The 17806-nt window shown below is 42.8% G+C and carries 16 protein-coding genes; 3 read left to right on the top strand and 13 right to left on the bottom strand.

Annotated elements, in window-relative coordinates:
* The first annotated feature begins 372 nt into the window (after nt 1-372).
* Nucleotides 373-672, top strand: coding sequence for a hypothetical protein (locus ND16A_RS0118720; RefSeq protein ID WP_152593781.1), 300 nt, complete (start codon nt 373-375; stop codon nt 670-672).
* A gap of 129 nt (nt 673-801) precedes the next feature.
* On the opposite strand, the gene der is transcribed toward ND16A_RS0118720, so the two are convergent.
* The 13 genes from der to ND16A_RS16035 all read right to left on the bottom strand — a co-directional run bounded on the left by der (nt 802) and on the right by ND16A_RS16035 (nt 15998).
* The gene (gene der, locus ND16A_RS15980) at nt 802-2271 is read right to left on the bottom strand and encodes a ribosome biogenesis GTPase Der (protein WP_033076200.1); all 1470 of its coding nucleotides are present in this window, start codon (nt 2269-2271) and stop codon (nt 802-804) included.
* Between the two features lie 174 nt (nt 2272-2445).
* Nucleotides 2446-3672 carry an outer membrane protein assembly factor BamB gene (gene bamB / locus ND16A_RS15985; protein ID WP_052072833.1) on the bottom strand — a complete coding sequence of 409 codons (1227 nt, stop codon included), beginning with the start codon at nt 3670-3672 and terminating at the stop codon, nt 2446-2448.
* Between the two features lie 11 nt (nt 3673-3683).
* Nucleotides 3684-4316, bottom strand: coding sequence for a YfgM family protein (locus ND16A_RS15990; protein ID WP_033076199.1), 633 nt, complete (start codon nt 4314-4316; stop codon nt 3684-3686).
* Nucleotides 4317-4320: 4 nt separating this feature from the next.
* Nucleotides 4321-5601, bottom strand: coding sequence for a histidine--tRNA ligase (gene hisS, locus ND16A_RS15995; protein WP_033076198.1), 1281 nt, complete (start codon nt 5599-5601; stop codon nt 4321-4323).
* Nucleotides 5602-5719: 118 nt separating this feature from the next.
* Nucleotides 5720-6835, bottom strand: a complete 1116-nt coding sequence (ispG, locus tag ND16A_RS16000; RefSeq protein ID WP_033076197.1) for a flavodoxin-dependent (E)-4-hydroxy-3-methylbut-2-enyl-diphosphate synthase — start codon at nt 6833-6835, stop codon at nt 5720-5722.
* An 84-nt stretch (nt 6836-6919) separates the two neighbouring features.
* Nucleotides 6920-7876, bottom strand: a complete 957-nt coding sequence (locus ND16A_RS16005) for a RodZ domain-containing protein (protein ID WP_052072832.1) — start codon at nt 7874-7876, stop codon at nt 6920-6922.
* Between the two features lie 9 nt (nt 7877-7885).
* A complete protein-coding gene (gene pilW, locus ND16A_RS20090) occupies nt 7886-9271 on the bottom strand; it encodes a type IV pilus biogenesis/stability protein PilW (RefSeq protein ID WP_052072831.1) in 1386 nt (461 codons plus the stop codon).
* Nucleotides 9272-9409: 138 nt separating this feature from the next.
* Nucleotides 9410-10537 (bottom strand): bifunctional tRNA (adenosine(37)-C2)-methyltransferase TrmG/ribosomal RNA large subunit methyltransferase RlmN, encoded by a 1128-nt coding sequence (locus tag ND16A_RS16010; RefSeq protein ID WP_033076196.1) that lies wholly within the window; start codon nt 10535-10537, stop codon nt 9410-9412.
* 228 nt (nt 10538-10765) lie between these two features.
* The gene (gene ndk / locus ND16A_RS16015; RefSeq protein WP_033076195.1) at nt 10766-11197 is read right to left on the bottom strand and encodes a nucleoside-diphosphate kinase; all 432 of its coding nucleotides are present in this window, start codon (nt 11195-11197) and stop codon (nt 10766-10768) included.
* A gap of 201 nt (nt 11198-11398) precedes the next feature.
* Nucleotides 11399-13093: an NAD-dependent malic enzyme gene (locus ND16A_RS16020; protein WP_033076194.1), complete on the bottom strand. Its 1695-nt coding sequence runs from the start codon at nt 13091-13093 to the stop codon at nt 11399-11401.
* Between the two features lie 228 nt (nt 13094-13321).
* A complete protein-coding gene (iscX, locus tag ND16A_RS16025) occupies nt 13322-13522 on the bottom strand; it encodes a Fe-S cluster assembly protein IscX (RefSeq protein WP_033076193.1) in 201 nt (66 codons plus the stop codon).
* 311 nt (nt 13523-13833) lie between these two features.
* Complete coding sequence (locus tag ND16A_RS16030; protein WP_033076191.1) at nt 13834-14940, bottom strand: PilT/PilU family type 4a pilus ATPase; 1107 nt, start codon at nt 14938-14940, stop codon at nt 13834-13836.
* A 14-nt stretch (nt 14941-14954) separates the two neighbouring features.
* A complete protein-coding gene (locus ND16A_RS16035; protein ID WP_033076190.1) occupies nt 14955-15998 on the bottom strand; it encodes a type IV pilus twitching motility protein PilT in 1044 nt (347 codons plus the stop codon).
* Nucleotides 15999-16036: 38 nt separating this feature from the next.
* Here ND16A_RS16035 and ND16A_RS16040 point away from each other — a divergent pair, with 38 nt between their 5' ends.
* Nucleotides 16037-16723: a YggS family pyridoxal phosphate-dependent enzyme gene (locus ND16A_RS16040; RefSeq protein WP_033076189.1), complete on the top strand. Its 687-nt coding sequence runs from the start codon at nt 16037-16039 to the stop codon at nt 16721-16723.
* A gap of 211 nt (nt 16724-16934) precedes the next feature.
* Nucleotides 16935-17750: a pyrroline-5-carboxylate reductase gene (gene proC, locus ND16A_RS16045; protein ID WP_033076188.1), complete on the top strand. Its 816-nt coding sequence runs from the start codon at nt 16935-16937 to the stop codon at nt 17748-17750.
* The last annotated feature ends 56 nt before the right edge of the window (nt 17751-17806 follow it).

Here is a 17806-nt window from a genome sequence, read left to right as displayed (position 1 = left end):
GTAAAGCCGCTGAAATAAACGGTTATCACCGTCAATTTCAAGCCAACACCTTACAAAGAAGAGTTTTATCATATGGCTATTTAGCATTGAGATTATTGCAGCACCAAGGAAGGCAATATCGACTAACGAAGAGCGAACTTAGGCTCGCTCTAACTGAATTAGTTAATGAAACGTGAGATTAAACTTGTGGGGATCCTTCAGGTTGAAACCCTGCCAACTTTCTATCGCCTAAAAAGGCATTAAGCGCATTTGTTATTAATGACAATAAATACACCCTTTTTGATAGCTGTTTTCGGGGAGAGCCCCTGTAGAATACATAGCCATTTGAAGGTAACAACCTTTAACGAATTATTACAGGCATTCGGATATAACATGAACAAATTATTAGTAATTATCAGTACCGCGGCATTAGTAACCCTTGCCGCTCCAACATTAGTTAATGCGTACGACACTTTCAAACATGAGCAGTTTCTTACCAAGTCGGTTAAGAACAATAAGGACGCGCTTGCTGACTCTAAAAAAGCACTCAATGAATGCATAATTCAAGAAGATTTATTTAGTGATGTAATGCTATGCGAGCTTGAATACAAGGATTATAACAGCAATAAAAGCACACTTGAGTATATACAAAACAAATTAGATAACTTGAAGTATTTTAAGAAATGGGTTTAGGCGCGAGGTTAAAAGCCGATAGTTAAGCTTCTTTGTGCAGCAATCAACCCCGCTAACCAAATGCGAGGTTGAAACCCCGCCAACAAAAAAGGTGACCGCTGGTCACCTTTTTTGATTGATTATATTTGATTACTTTTTCTTGGCTTTTGCTTCGTCGCTCCAACCTTGAGTCTCACGCGCTTTTTTCTTACGCTCGGTCCAGGTCAGTTTACGTTTGCCGGCAAACGGGTTTACCGTGCCTCTGAATTCGACTTTAATCGGCGTGCCCATAATTTTTAACGATTTACGGAAATAGTTAATCAGATAACGCTTATACGATTGTGGCAGTTGATCAACCTGGTTACCGTGAATAACGTACAGTGGCGGATTATAACCACCGGCATGGGCGTATTTAAGTTTCACCCGATTACCACGAATTAATGGCGGTTGATGATCGAATGCGGCCATGTCCATAATCTTGGTTAGCATCGCCGTGGAAGTACGTTTGGTGGCCGAGTCGAACGCTTCGTCAACAGATTCGAATAAATGCCCTACCCCGGTGCCGTGCAAGGCAGAGATAAAGTGAATACGAGCAAAGTCGATAAAGCCTAAACGTCGATCGAGCTCAGACTTTACTCTGTCTTTAATGTCGTTATCCAGTCCATCCCATTTATTGATAACCAGTACTAACGAGCGACCTGATTCGAGCACAAAGCCTAACAGGCTTAAATCTTGATCAGTAATACCGTCTCTGGCATCAATCAGTAATAGCACTACGTTGGAGTCTTGGATCGCTTGTAAGGTTTTTATTACCGAAAATTTCTCTATCGCTTCGGTCATATTTTTACGACGACGAACACCGGCGGTATCAATTAAGGTGTATTCTCTATCACCGCGTTCCATCGGAATATAAACGCTATCACGAGTAGTGCCGGGCATGTCATAAACAACAACACGTTCCTCGCCTAAAATACGGTTGGTAAGCGTTGATTTACCAACATTGGGTTTACCAATAATGGCCAGTTTAATTTTATCGTCGGCTTGCGTTTCATCAGAATCATCAAACTCTTCACCTTCGGCTAAATCAACCACTTTGTGGCTTGTTTCCAGCTCGCTGGCCGATAAGGTTTCAATATGTGGCGCTAAGGCCAGGTTCACTAATTGCGTTACGCCCCGGTTATGGGCAGCAGCAATAGGATGCACATCTCCCAGACCAAGATCGTAAAATTCAGCGACGGCAGAGTCGGCGTCAACGCCATCAATTTTATTGGCAACGATGAACACTTTCTTGCTTTGCTTACGAAGATGTTCAGCAATAGCCAGATCGGCAGCAGTTAAGCCAGAGCGGGCATCAACCATAAACAATACTGCATCGGCTTCATCAATGGCCAGCAGAGATTGCTCCGCCATTAACGCGTCGATGCCTTTCTCGTTTCCTTCGATACCACCGGTATCAATAACGATAAATGGCAAGCCTTCAACTTCGGCCTGGCCGTATTGACGGTCACGCGTTAACCCGGGGAAGTCTGCAACCAGAGCATCACGAGTACGGGTTAAACGATTAAATAGTGTTGATTTACCTACATTAGGACGCCCAACAAGAGCAACTACCGGAAGCATGGCTACCTCAAAATAAATAAAACTGACATTTTTAGATTAAAAAAATGTCAGTAAAAAAACAAATAACGGCCCCAACAGATTATGTGGGACCGTTTATAATTTTAGCAAACTAAAACCAGGACAATGGGTTAATTAATATTTAATTTTCCCTTGTGCGATGAATCGTCTAACTGGTTAGTCTTGTTCGCTGTCTGCTGCGATGATTTCAGGGGTTTTAATCACTTCTAAATCACCATCGCGACTTTGCACATACAACAAGCCATTATGGGCAATTGGGGTCACGTAAATGCCACTGGAATCGACTTCATGACGAGCAACAATTTTTCCGTCAGCTTTGCTGATCCAGTGCAAATAACCTTCAAAATCACCGACCACAACATAATCATCAACACTCACTGCACCGGTTGTACCACGGTTAGTCAGTTGTAGGTTAGACCACAGTTCCATACCGGAATTGCGATTAATCGCATGCAAGTGGCCTTGTATATCGGTGGCAAAAATTTGATTGCCAGCAATGCTAAGCTTTCTGAACGAAGAATATTTACGCTTCCACACTTCACGACCACTGCGCAAATCGATGGCCGCCAAGTTACCGTTGGATGAAATGGCGAACACTTTATCACCAAACACTACTGGCGTTACGTCAACATCGACAATGCGTTGCAATTCAGTAGCGCCACTTGGCTCACCAATTTCTTTGGTCCAACCTTGCTGACCATTCTCTAGAATGAAAACGCCAATTTCACCAGAAGCCAAACCAACAAAGGCACCACCGGAGTTGATCGCAACACCACTGACACCACGGAGTGATAACGGCGGCACTGACTGATCAGTTTTCCACTTTTGCTCACCAGTTGCAGCGTCAAGGGCAACCAGTGCACCAGATGCGGTGTTAACCACCACTAAGTTGCTATCTAATGCCGGTTGCGAAATCACTTCGCCCGGCACTTTTGCTTGCCAGACTAGCTCACCCGTTTCAGCGTCAAGGGCAAAAACGTCACCATTTTCACTACCCAAAAACACCTTGTTATAGCCAGCAACAACGCCACCGGCAATACGAGCGGAGACCGCATCGTCAAAAAAGCCAAGTTCGTCATTGATATCGCTTAAGTCGACATGCCAAACTTCATCACCGGTTTCGATGTCAAATGCATAGGCATCACCAAAGCGGCTGGCGGAAAATACTTTATCAAAGGCAACCGTTGGCGATAGACGAGAAAAGTAATGCTCTACCCCGTCTCCTACGCTTTCATGCCACACAACTTCGGGGCTAAATTGCTCTTCAATTTCGGTAAGTTCTGCAAATAACGGAGCCTCTTCTTCATCATCATCAGAAGAGCAGCCAACTAATGCCGCCGAAAGTAATATTGCGCTAAGGATGCGTTTATTGAAAATAGTCAAAAAAACCTCCTTTAACCCGCTACGTTTACGGTTAGATCATCCAGTTTTATTTGTAATGTTGGGTTGGCTTGTAAGCCTCCTGCATCGGCTGCTGCCTGATAGGCACTGCGAGCAAGCTCTTTGTTACCTTGTTGCAAATAAACATCACCTTTCACTTCTTCGATACCGGCTTTAAAAGTTTCCGGCATTGGTTTAGCAAGTGTCGCTAACGCCTCGCTATAAGCTTGCAGCTGAACTTGTACACGCGCTAAACGAATTAAGGCAATGGCTTGCAGGTTTTCATTGGCCGCAAGCGCTACTGCTTTGGTTAAATGGGTTTGTGCCGCTGTATAATCCTGATGATCAACCGCATCTTTCGCTAACGCGAGTGAAGCAAAAGCGGAATAAGCAGTTTCCTTATTGGCATCGATAAAAGCTTGGGTGTTGGCACGGAAGTTATCTTCTTGCTGAGCAAACGCCTGCATGGTTTGCTGATATTGATAAGAAGCAATTTGCTGGGTTTCAAGTTGGCTATCCTGGTAGTAATTCCAACCAACAAAACCACCTAAACCGAGCACTAAACCGGCAATTAATGAGTTGCCATTTTCAGACCAATAATTTTTAATCGCTTCTACTTGTTGTTCTTCTGTTTGATATGTTTCCACAACGTTACCCTTCAATTAACTGTTCTAATAACTGCGCGATATCACTGAATGCGACAGTTTGTTGTTCTTTATTTTCACGCAAATATTTTACGGTTGCTTGCTCACTGGCAATTTCAGACTCACCTAAAATTATCGCAATCGCCGCACCAGACTTATCTGCACGTTTCATTTGTTTATTAAACTTACCGCCACCACAATGGCCCTGAATACGTATATTCGGTACCTGGTCACGCCATTGTTCAGCTAACGCCAAACCGGTAAAGTCGACACCTTCGCCCACCATTACCATGTAAACGTCTGTCGTTGCCCGAATATTTTCTAATTTTTCTAATTCGGTTAACATCAATACCAAACGCTCAATACCTAGGGCAAAGCCTACTGCCGGAGTGCCTTTGCCGCCAAGCTGTGCAACCAAACCATCGTAACGGCCACCAGCACAAACTGTGCCCTGTGCGCCCAGACTATCGGTTACCCACTCAAAAACAGTACGGTTGTAGTAATCGAGACCACGAACCAAACGCTCATTGATTTGATACTTAATGCCGGCGGCATCCAAACGCTGACAAAGATTGGCAAAATGCTGCTTTGATTCTTCATCTAAAGAGTCAGAAAACTTAGGGGCATCAACCAGCAATGCCTGCACATCTTTGTTTTTACTGTCTAATACGCGTAGCGGATTAGAGTGCATGCGACGCTTAGAATCATCGTCCAATAGTTCTTCATGTTTCGTCAAAAACTCAACCAAAGCATCACGATAATCCGCACGTGCCTGATTTGAACCTAATGAGTTCAGCTCTAGTGTGACAAATTCATTGATGCCAAGTTCCCGCCAAAGTCGTGCACTGAGCATAATAACTTCAGCATCGATATCGGCACTGGCAATACCGTAGGTTTCTATCCCAAATTGATGAAACTGACGATACCGGCCTTTTTGCGGACGTTCATGGCGAAACATCGGTCCCATATACCATAATCGTTGCTCTTGATTGTAAAGTAAACCATGTTGGTTACCTGCGCGTACACAGCTTGCCGTACCTTCTGGGCGAAGTGTTAAGCTGTCGCCGTTACGGTCTTCAAAGGTGTACATTTCTTTTTCAACAATATCGGTAACTTCACCAATACCGCGTTTAAACAGGTTGGTAGACTCCAACACTGGCATACGAATTTCTGCATAGCCATAATTGCCGGCAACACGACGCAGCACGTCTTCCACCATTTGCCATTTATTGGTTTCGCCGGGCAAACAGTCATTCATACCACGTATTGCTTGAATCGCTTTACTCACTTAAGCCGTTCTCTTTGGTTTTATCGATAATAGTAATCGATATTTTATTAAAATAAAGGCGGCATTATAGGGTATATGCGGTTATTTATACAACATATAACGTCAGATAGCCGATTAATTAAACTTCTTTGATGTCAATTTTATTATTCGCATCCAACTGTTGTGCACGTGCGCGAATTTTTTGCTCTAAATTATCGACAATATCGTTATTATCAATGCGTTCACGTTGGCGTTCACCATCGAGATAAAAACCACTTTTTCGAGCACTGCCAGTAAGTCCAAGATCAGAGATTAGCGCTTCTCCAGGGCCATTAACCACGCAGCCGATAATAGACACATCCATCGGCGTAATAATATCTTCCAGTCGTTCTTCAAGCGCATTCACCGTGGATATCACATCGAATTCCTGGCGCGAGCAACTTGGACAAGCAATAAAGTTAATGCCACGACTTCTCAGGCGTAATGATTTTAAAATATCAAAACCCACTTTGATTTCTTGTACCGGATCGGCCGCTAATGACACTCGCAGGGTATCGCCAATACCTTCAGCCAATAACATACCTAAGCCAACAGAGGATTTCACCGCACCCGAGCGAAAACCACCGGCTTCAGTAATACCAAGATGCAATGGGTTATTTATTTGTTTTGCCAGTAAACGATAGGCGCCAACGGCTAAAAAAACATCAGAGGCTTTGACGCTGACTTTAAATTGATCGAAGTTGAGTCTATCGAGGATATCGACATGGCGCATGGCCGACTCAAGCAAGGCTTCCGGGCATGGCTCATGATACTTCTCTTGGATGTCTTTTTCTAACGAGCCGCCATTCACCCCGATCCGAATTGGGATGTTGTTATCTCTGGCGGCTTCTACCACCGAGCGAATACGATCTTCCCGGCCAATATTACCCGGGTTAATGCGCAAACAATCAACGCCGTACTCGGCAACTTTTAAGGCGATACGATAGTCAAAATGAATATCAGCTACTAGCGGTATATTTACCTGCTGTTTGATTTGTTTGAATGCTTCGGCGGCATCCATGGTTGGCACACTGACCCGCACGATATCAGCACCAACATCTTCTAACGCTTGAATTTGCTTAACGGTTGCCGCCACGTCTGTAGTCAGGGTATTGGTCATTGACTGTACGGTAATTGGCGCATCGCCACCTACCGGGACATTGCCCACCATTATCTGGGTAGATTTACGACGAATGATTGGAGATTCACTAAACATATTTACTCAACACTTAACACTTGACAAGGCCCGCTACATCAGCCGGCCCCGTTATTATACTTAATTTTGGTATTTTTTTTCAGATTAGTTTTTCGGCCAGGTAAACTTGGCTATCTGACCTTGCTGAAATTGGTCCATATCTATGGCTTGTTGATTATAATCAATGGCCACTAATTCTGGTTTGCCTAAAGTAATCGAAAACGGCGCTTTGCCATTTAACGTCATTACGTAGTCGGCTTTTTTTATGCCCCAGGCTAAGCGCTCACCGCTGGCATCAAAAATATTAACCCAACAATCACCGGCAAAACTGAAGACTAATTGATCGGTTTTTTGCCCGCCTGCAACCGCGCTATCTTCTTCGCCGCGAGTGTTTGCGGTAGCACTCGTGATGACAGCAACATTGTCCGCAGGCTCTGGATTATTTGCCATATGTTGTTCAAACACCGCGTCATTCGTTTCAGTTTGCTCTGCCAATTGCGCATCAGTTGGTGTCGTAATCGCCGTATTATTATCTATGGAGCCATTGGTGACCGCATTTTTGTCATCTGCAGTTGTTGGGTTAACCGCGCTAGTGCTTTGCTCTTGTTGTGCAGCATTGGTCACAACCGACGGCTCCATTTTAGCCGAGTCTTGCCACCACCAAATAACCGTTAACGCGATCAAGATAAAAGCAATGAAATAAATGGTTAGCATTAAACGATTGTCTTCAGCCTGCTTGCGCTTGCTTTGTGAGAAACTTTTCATTTCTGCATCGTTCTGCTGAGCAACATCGAGCATTTCATAGCTAGATAAAATATCTTCGGTGTTAATGCCCACTAATCGCGCATAGTTTTTTAAATAGCCACGAATAAAGGTTTTCGGGGTACTGTTATCAAAACACTCTTGCTCGATACTTTCTATTAATGCCAGACGCAAATTCAGTTGCTCGGCAACCTCGCTTTCGGTCATTCCTTTGGCGATGCGCGCATCACGCAACAACTGACCGGGTCCTATCACTTCGATATCATCACTAATATCAACAGGCTCTTTGTTCTCATTCATATATCGGATCTATTCTGGTTTTGTCAATCTAAGTACTTGGCCAATATGGATGTTTTCTTTATTAAGATTATTCCAACGGCGAATTGAGTTTATCAAAACATTGTATTTCAATGATATTTGATACAGGTTATCCCCTTCGCGAACCACATGCACAAGATCGGCTAAGTCGCTAGTTTGGCCTGTTTGTTGCTTTTTTACTGCCACCTGTTGGTTATTTACATTGACTTTAGGTTGCGTACCTGTACTAGCGATATTAACTGGGGAACTAATTGTTTTTATATTGTTCACGGCAGCTTGGTTAAGTTGCTTAGTGGCATTCGTCGCCGCTTGGCTATTGCCGGTTCGCAACTGCATTTGCTCATCTATTTTACTATTTTTGGCAATACTTTGACTCGTTTGCCGGGCAATAGTTGCGTCATTCACTAATTTATTATTAGCAAAATCAATTTGCGGCTGTTGCTGCTTGAAACCATCATTGGCTTTGTTTTGGCTTTTGTTTAGTACTACAATTGGTTTTTTGTTAATTTTTGCGCCAGATTTAATCAACTTAAATTTCAAATATTTGATCGCCAGTTTATCGGCTTCTATTTGCGCTAGTTCATTGTCCAGATAGGCTTTTGCTTGCGTGGAATCGGGGTACATTTTCAATAGCATAGTGGCGTAATTATTGGCGATGTCTTCGTTACCTAAACTTTTTTGTACCTTAAATGCTAACGCTATTGCTTGCGGGGTAAAACGACGCGTAGCCAATTCAAAACGGCTTAAATAAGTCGCACTTTGTTCAAAATCGGCTTTCGCGTATTGCAATTGTGCCATTTGAATTAAACTGGATGCACCATTGGGGCTATGGGCAATACTGCGTTGCAACGCATGTTCGGCTTTATCAAACTGCTCGACTTTTAAATAGCAAAGTGCAATGTTCTCATAACTTTCCGACACTCGAATATAGCTAGGCACAGCAATGGCTTTTAAAAAATACTCTTCCGCTTCATCAACCCGATTTTGCCGGCATAAAAACACACCAAAATTATTTAGCGTATTGGCATCATCGTCAGCCAAATCAAGCGCAGTTAGATAGGACTTTTCCGTTTGTTGGTATTCACCAACGCTCTCGTAGTAATGGGCAAACGCGGTATAAACCGCAACCAGTTTTGGCGAGTGTTGTTTAGCTTTTTCTAAATTATACTTTGCCTGGGCAGTGTTGCCCATTTTTAAGTAACCTAATGCTAAAGAGATACGAGTTGTGGCAACTTGATCGTCGCTGAAATCCCGGTCAACAACCGGTTTATCTTCGATAAAGTTTTGAGTGACACAAGCACTAATGCCACAAAGGGCAACAACGGCTAGAGTGATCTTCCCTGAATTTTTCAATACATTGAATATTGGTGTTCGCATGAGGCAGTCCAATTGATGTAATTATTGTTTTTATATACCAATACAAACTCTACTCGTTTTGTCTCGGTATTTAAAGCTTTATACCAAGTCTACTAAGTTTTTTCCCACTCAGTGCGAAAAAACTTAATAGAAAAGCCTTTACACCATTTTTACCGATAATTCTTCAGCTTGCAGCTTATTTTTTGCCGTTCTTTTGGTTCGGTCAAATACATCACCGGCAAGCTGCCCACAAGCGGCATCAATATCTTCACCACGGGGGCGACGGGTAATTACCGTTAACCCATAACTTTGCAGTACTTTATCAAACCTGTCGATGCGCGAATTACTCGGGCGTTGGTACGGTGAACCTGGGTATGGATTAAACGGAATTAAGTTAATTTTACTTGGCGTACCCTCAAGTACTTTCGCCAGCTCATGTGCTTGCTCGGTCGAGTCATTAACATGATCTAACATCACATATTCCACGGTTACCTGTTTATTCGCTTTCGAACCATCAATATAGTTGCGACTTGCCGCTAAAAAATCTTCTAGTGGGTATTTTTTATTAATCGGAACCAATACATCACGTAATGCATTATCTGGAGCGTGAACAGAAATAGCTAACGCACAATCAATTTTTTCCTTAAGCATCGCCAGTGCAGGAACCACACCAGATGTACTTACCGTTACCCGACGTTTGGATAAACCATAACCTAAGTCATTTAAAAAGGTATCGAGTGATGGGATCAGGTTTTTCATGTTTAATAATGGCTCACCCATGCCCATCATCACTATGTTGGTGATAGGTCGTGTGCCGGCAATTCGCGTTGCGCCAATATCGTTGGCAACACGCCAAACTTGGCCGATAATTTCTGATACCGCCAGGTTACGGTTAAAGCCCTGCTGCGCAGTTGCGCAAAACGTACACTCTAGCGCACAACCAACTTGCGAAGATACGCACAAGGTTGCTCTTTCTTTCTCTGGGATCCAAACAGTTTCGACTTCCTGACCGCCTTCAAGTAACAACGCGTACTTAATGGTGCCATCTTCAGAAACCTGCTTTTCTTTAATCGTAGGAGCTTTAATTTCACATAAACGAGCAAGCTTTTGCTTCAATGCTTTATTTAGGTTGGTCATTTGCTCAAAATCGTCATAACCAAAATGGTAAATCCATTTCATAATTTGATCGGCACGAAATGGTTTTTCGCCAATATCGGCAAAAAAATCGCGCATCATCTGATGATCAAAGTTTAATAAATTAACCTTTTTAACTGCATTGTCGGTCATGTAAGCACTCTTCCACTTAAATTAAGGATGCAAATTGTACACTTTTTAAGCAAGCGACACAATTTTGCTTTGTTATCGTTTTGTTACCGACAATTACATTTGTGCAATAGCAAACAATAAATACAAAGAAAGGATTTTGTTCATGCAAACAAAATCCTTTCTGATTGTCAGGCAATCGGCCATGGCAGCTTGTACCTTGTACCTCGTACCTTGTATCTCGTTGTTAAATTAACGAGTACGTGGACAAACTTCTTCGTCTGAGAAAAAGTAAGCAATTTCACGTGCAGCAGATTCTAAAGCGTCACTGCCGTGACAAGCATTTTCGTCAATTGACTCAGCGAAATCGTGACGTAAGGTACCAGCTAATGCATCGCTTGGGTTAGTAGCGCCCATGATTTCACGGTTTTTAAGAACAGCGTTTTCGCCTTCTAAAACTTGTACCATTACTGGACCAGAAGTCATGAAATCAACTAAAGCACCAAAGAAAGGACGCTCAGCGTGTTCTGCGTAGAAACCTTCAGCTTTTTCACGGCTTAAGTGGATCATTTTAGCAGCAACGATTTTAAGACCTGCTGATTCAAAACGGTTGTAGATAGAACCAATTACGTTTTTAGCAACTGCGTCTGGTTTTACGATAGAAAAAGTACGTTCGATAGCCATGATAAGCCCTCAATAAAGTTATATAGTCAAAAATTGGCGCGATTATAGAGGATTTAACAACAAATTACATTAATTAATTTCGTTCTGTTGTTCACAACATCGATCAATTAAAAAAACCGACTATTACGTCGGTTTTTTTGATTTAAAGCAGCGTTAGTAGGATTTCGTTTTTCGTCTATCGCTTCTCGTTTCTAAACGACTCTAAATTGTTGACCGTTTATAGGCACGATAGTTAGGTTTCCAGAAATTTCGTTCAATGTTGGTATGCAATTGCTCATCACTGATTTCAAGGGCAAGGTTTTGCTGTTGGGCAAGTTTACCGATGGCGAAAGCAATTTTTTTACTGATATCGGCAATCTCAGTGATTGGTGGCAATAAGTCGCCCTCCCCCGTATTGGCAAGTGGTGACGCTGCCGCTAAAGTTTCACTGGCAACCATCAGCATTTCATCACTGATAAGTTTAATATTTGCCGCTAATACACCAAGACCAATACCTGGGAAAATATAGGAATTATTACATTGTACGATGGAGAAAGTCTTGCCTTGATACTCAATCGGTTTAAACGGGCTGCCGGTAGCAATGACTACTTCCCCGTCAGTCCAGTTAATCACTTGCTCAGGCGTCGCCTCCACTTGTTTTGATGGATTGCTTAATGGAAAGATAATCGGCTTGTCGGTGCCGGCTTTCATCGCTTTGATGATCTCTTCAGTAAATAAACCTGGCTGACCAGATACACCGATTAAAATATCAGGCTGAGCATTTTGCATCACTTCCAGTAATGAAGCATATTCACCATTACAGTTCCATTGATTAATTGCCGACTCACTATGTACCAGCTTTTGCTGGAAATCACGTAAATCACTCATGCCCTGGGTAAGCAGACCGTACCTGTCGACCATATATACCTGGCTTCGAGCTTGCTCATCAGATAAACCTTCACTACACATTTGCGCGATGATCTGTTCGGCAATACCACAACCTGCTGAGCCGGCCCCAACAAAAGCGACTTTTTGCTCTGACAGTTTTTTGCCTTTTACCCGACAAGCCGCAAGCAGAGTCCCTACCGTCACGGACGCGGTGCCTTGAATGTCATCATTAAAGCAACAAATTTCGTTACGATAACGCTCTAGTAACGGCATCGCATTAGGTTGGGCAAAATCTTCGAATTGCAATAATATGTTGGGCCAGCGACGCTTGACAGCGGTGATGAATAAATCGACAAATTCGTTATACTCTTGTTGATTAATGCGTTTATGACGAGCGCCCATATACATAGGATCATTTAATAATTTTTCATTATTAGTGCCCACATCCAACATAATTGGCAAGGTATATGCGGGGCTGATACCACCACAAGAGGTATATAGAGACAACTTTCCAATTGGAATGCCCATGCCACCGATGCCCTGGTCACCTAAGCCTAAAATACGTTCGCCATCGGTCACTACGATCACTTTAACTTTTTGCTTAGTCGCATTGTGCAAAATATCATCGATTTGGTGACGTTCGGCATAAGAAATAAATAAGCCACGGTTACTGCGATAAATATCAGAGAACCTTTCACAAGCATCGCCTACTGTGGGCGTGTATATGATCGGCATCATCTCTTCAAGGTTTGCTTGCACGAGGGCATGAAACAGGGTTTCATTTTTATCTTGAATGTTGCGCAAATAGATGTGCTTATTTAACGCCGTTTGAAAACTTGAGTATTGCATGTAGGCACGATTTACCTGCTCTTCGATGGTTTCAAATCGAGGCGGGAGTAGACCCGTTAAATTAAAACTGACGCGCTCTTGCGCACTAAACGCACTGCCTTTATTTAACAATGGCGTTTCTAATAGTGTTGGCCCTGCATAAGGGATATATAAAGGATGTTTTTGTTTTTTGTTACCCATGGAGTGCCCGCAAGTTGACTAATTGAAATAAGTTATAAAGTTGACATATACGTCAACTGTCGGTCATTCTACCGTTTTTGTTGAAAACTTACTAACCCAATTACAGTTATTCACATAAAAACTTTTGCAGACATAATAACCATTAATAATATTAAATTTTATTTTAATATGCGCTTACAGATAATACCAATTTGACTAAATATCTGCTCATACCTAATCAAATTGGTATCAGTCAGCTTCTTCCATCCAGGCAAGCTGAATGGCCTCAAGAATTCTTTCACCACAATGCCCAGGCTCATCGTCAAACCGTTCTAAATCAAGCACCCACTGCCGCAGTTCGGTAAAATGTAGTTGCTTAGGGTCCACATCTGGGTGCTGCTCAATTAAGTCTAACGCTATTTCTAATGAATCTATCCACTTTAATCCCATGTTATGACCCCATGCTGCAAACCTTAGTTAAGTGTAGTTTGAAAATGAGTAAATAAGCTACAATAACATAGCGGTTTTTAACAACATATACACATTCATTTTTGAAGGTCGTTGATAACCTTGGTTTATTTACAGACAAGACTTTCACCTTTCTGCTTGAGTACAAGCCCGGTGCAAAAAAATCAGCCGAACAAGGCGCTCTGCCTGCTGGCTATAAGTACATTCTTGAATTACGCGAGGTTAAAAACCCTCCAAGCAGTTACAAAAAAAGCGCCTCTGGCGCTTTAGGGAGTAGAATAGACTTTAACAAACTAAGCCAAGGTAACACCTTTTAAGCCGCTACCACCGCCTTGATCGTTACTGCGTAATTTAATCATTAAGCGTAAATCGTTAGGTGAGTCGGCATTATGCAAGGCATCGGTGTAACTAATTTCACCGCCTTCGTATAAATCGAACAACGCCTGATCGAACGTTTGCATGCCCAACTCACGTGATTTTGCCATGACTTCTTTGATATCTCCTACCGCACCTTTTTTGATCAACTCTGACACATAAGGTGAATTGATCAAAATTTCAATTGCAGCTTTGCGACCTGAGCCATCACGCGTTGGCACTAACTGCTGAGCAACGATGCCGCGTAGATTTAATGCTAAATCAAATTGCAGCTTTTCATGCTGGTCGGGCGGTACTAAATGCATAATACGGTCGATGGCCTGGTTGGCATTGTTGGCATGTAAAGTGGCAATACACAAATGCCCGGTTTCAGCGAAACTCAGCGCGTGTTCCATAATATCTTGCGAACGAATCTCACCAATGAGAATGACATCGGGTGCTTGTCGTAAGGAACTTTTTAATGCCGCATCAAACGACTCGGTATCCAAACCCACTTCACGTTGAGTGATCATAGACTTGCCATGGTCATGGACAAATTCCACCGGATCTTCAATGGTCAGAATGTGGCCTCGAGCGTTTTTGTTACGATAACCAATTAAAGATGCCATGGACGTTGATTTACCAGTACCCGTACCACCAACAAATAACAATAAACCACGTTTAGACATCACCAAATCTTTTAATACCGGCGGCAGCCCTAGTCTATCGGTATCAGGAATGTCAGTGACGATGCGCCGCACTACCATGCCGGGCATTTCTCGTTGCCAAAACGCGGAAATACGAAAACGACCAATATCCTCTAGCGAAAGGGCGTAGTTACATTCTTTGCTGTCGGTAAATTCTTTTTTTTGCTTCTCGGTCATCGAACTTTCGACCAGTTCTAAAGCATCATCAAAGGCGAGTACTTTGTCATCAACCGGCTGCAATTCACCATTAATTTTTGCACTCGGTGAAAGATTTACGGTAATAAATAAATCAGACGCATCGGCTTGCACCATGGATTTTAATAATTCATGTAAATACATTATAAAACCTTAGTTTAGTAAACCTTGAACTGATTTTTATCGGCCGCTTTTTGCAGAGCATCTTCACGAGTAATGACGCCCCGGCTTAGCAAGTTCTGTAAACATTGATCCATGGTTTGCATGCCATGTGACATACCGGTTTGAATGGCTGAGTACATTTGCGCAATTTTATCTTCACGGATCAGGTTTCGAATTGCCGGCACGCCGATCATAATTTCGTGAGCAGCCACACGACCGCCACCGACTTTCTTGATCAAGGTTTGTGAAATAACCGCACGCAATGATTCTGACAACATAGAACGTACCATGTCTTTTTCTTCACCCGGAAATACATCAACGATACGGTCAATGGTTTTCGGCGCCGAAGTGGTATGCAATGTACCGAATACCAAGTGACCGGTTTCGGCGGCGGTCATGGCAAGGCGAATGGTTTCTAAATCACGCATTTCACCAACAAGAATCACGTCGGGGTCTTCACGAAGCGCGGAACGTAGTGCCGCATTAAAACTTAACGTATCACGATGAACTTCACGCTGGTTAATTAAGCATTGTTTATTGTCGTGGACAAACTCGATGGGATCTTCAATGGTTAAGATATGATCACGCTTGGAGTCGTTAATGTAATCAACCATGGCGGCCAAGGTAGTTGATTTACCCGAGCCGGTAGGGCCGGTAACTAACACCAAACCGCGCGGTAAATCAGAAATTTGCCGGAAAATATCTGGACAACCTAATTCGTCCAGCGATAAAATTTTACTTGGAATGGTACGAAACACCGCCGCAGGGCCACGGTTTTGGTTAAACGCGTTAACCCTGAACCGTGCCAGGTTTGGCACTTCAAAAGAAAAATCCACTTCCAGATATTCTTCGTAATCTTTACGTTGCCTGTCAGTCATAATATCATAGACTAATGCGTTAACGTCTTTGTCTTCTAATGGCGGGATGTTAACCTTACGTATGTCACCGTCGACTCGAATGGCCGGTGGCATACCGGTTGATAAATGTAAATCGGAAGCATTGTGTTCAACACTAAATGCTAAAAGTTCGGTAATATCCATAAAACCCCTAATTTATTATTATTATAGAAATAAAATATATGATTAATATCGCTGACAATCTGCGGTTAGTTAACAACCAAATTATAGCTGCCAGTAGTAAAACAACAAGTTCAACTTCTAAAGTGAGCTTATTGGCTGTAAGCAAAACAAAACCCATCAGTTTAATTCAGCAGGCTTATGCTGCCGGACAACGCCATTTTGGTGAGAATTACGTGCAGGAAACTGTTGAAAAAGTGCAGCAACTTGCCGAATTAACTGATATCACCTGGCATTTTATCGGCCCGCTGCAAGCCAACAAAACCAAACTGATTGCAAATAATGTCACCTGGGTCCACTCTGTAGACCGGGAAAAAATTGCCAAGCGCCTGAATCAGCAACGTGATATTAACATTACCCCGCTAAACGTTTGTTTACAAGTGAATATTAGCGGCGAGCAAAGCAAATCAGGCGTTGCGGTGACCGAAGTTGCAAAGTTAGCTGAATTTATCAACAACTGTGAAAATTTATGCTTGCGCGGCTTGATGGCGATCCCGGAAAAGACAAAAGACAAAATTGCCGCCCGCGACAGTTTTCGTCAAATGCAAACCTTGTTTAATCAATTATCGCACCAATATCCTAGTGTAGACACCCTATCGATGGGAATGAGTAATGACATGGACATCGCGATTGAATGTGGAAGTACCATGATCCGGGTTGGTACGGCGATATTTGGGGCGAGGAGCTAGGTGTACAAGGTACAAGCAGTAAGGCAACGGGCAACGGGCAGTATGTTGAATTCACTAACAATAGTGTAAATTCAAACCTTACTCTGAGAAAACGCGGACTGCAAGTAGCTAGTTGCCAGAAGCCAGCAACCTTCTTACTAAACTAAAACATACTAACGAGTAACCGCTATCTTTATAATAAGAACAACGGTTGACTGATACAGGATTTTCTATGAAAAAAGTCGCATTTATTGGCGCTGGTAATATGAACGGCGCCATTTTGGCGGGCATGGTAAACCAGGGGTTTAATGCCAACGACATTATGGTGAGTAATCCCAGCGCGGCTAAACGTGAAGCCCTGGCTGAGCAATATGGCGTATTGCATTCTAGCGATAATATTGTTGCCGCCAAATTTGCCGATGTCATTGTCTTAGGAGTAAAACCGCATTTTATCAAGCAGGTTTGTGCTGAAATAGCTCAGCAAATTGATATTGCTGATAAATGTTTCATCTCTGTTGCCGCAGGCATCAGCCTGGCACAAATGCAATCAGAATTAGGCGATAATGCCAGCATTATTCGTTGCATGCCAAATACCCCAGCTCAGCTTGGGCTCGGGATGACAGGTGTTTTTGCCAATAACAGCATTACCAAGGCTGATGAAGAATTTGCCAATTCATTACTCACTGGCATCGGCAAAGTTTTATGGTTGCAAACCGAAGCCGAAATTGACAACTTACTGGCAGTTTCCGCTTCCGGTCCGGCGTATTTTTTTGCCTTTATGGAAGCGATGCAAAATAAAGCGATAGCGTTTGGTTTTAGTGAACAAACGGCGCGCCAATTAGTACAGCAAACTGCCGCTGGTGCCGCGCAAATGGTTATTGAAAATGAACAATCAATTGCCACCCTACGAGAAAACGTAACGTCGAAAGGCGGCACAACTCAAGCCGCATTAAATGTTTTAAGTGATGGCAATATGAGTGAACTGGTGGCGCAGGCAATGGATGCGGCAAAAGCTCGTTCAATTGAAATTACAACCAGTAACAATTAGTTTCCACCTGACAGTCTATCTTGGTATATGATTGTTTTAATAAGATTAACGATTTA

This window comes from Thalassotalea sp. ND16A, from assembly GCF_000764205.1.
Lineage (GTDB): Bacteria > Pseudomonadota > Gammaproteobacteria > Enterobacterales > Alteromonadaceae > Thalassotalea_A.
Note: the sequence above shows the minus strand (reverse complement) of the source record. Positions and strands in the feature narration are given on the sequence as shown.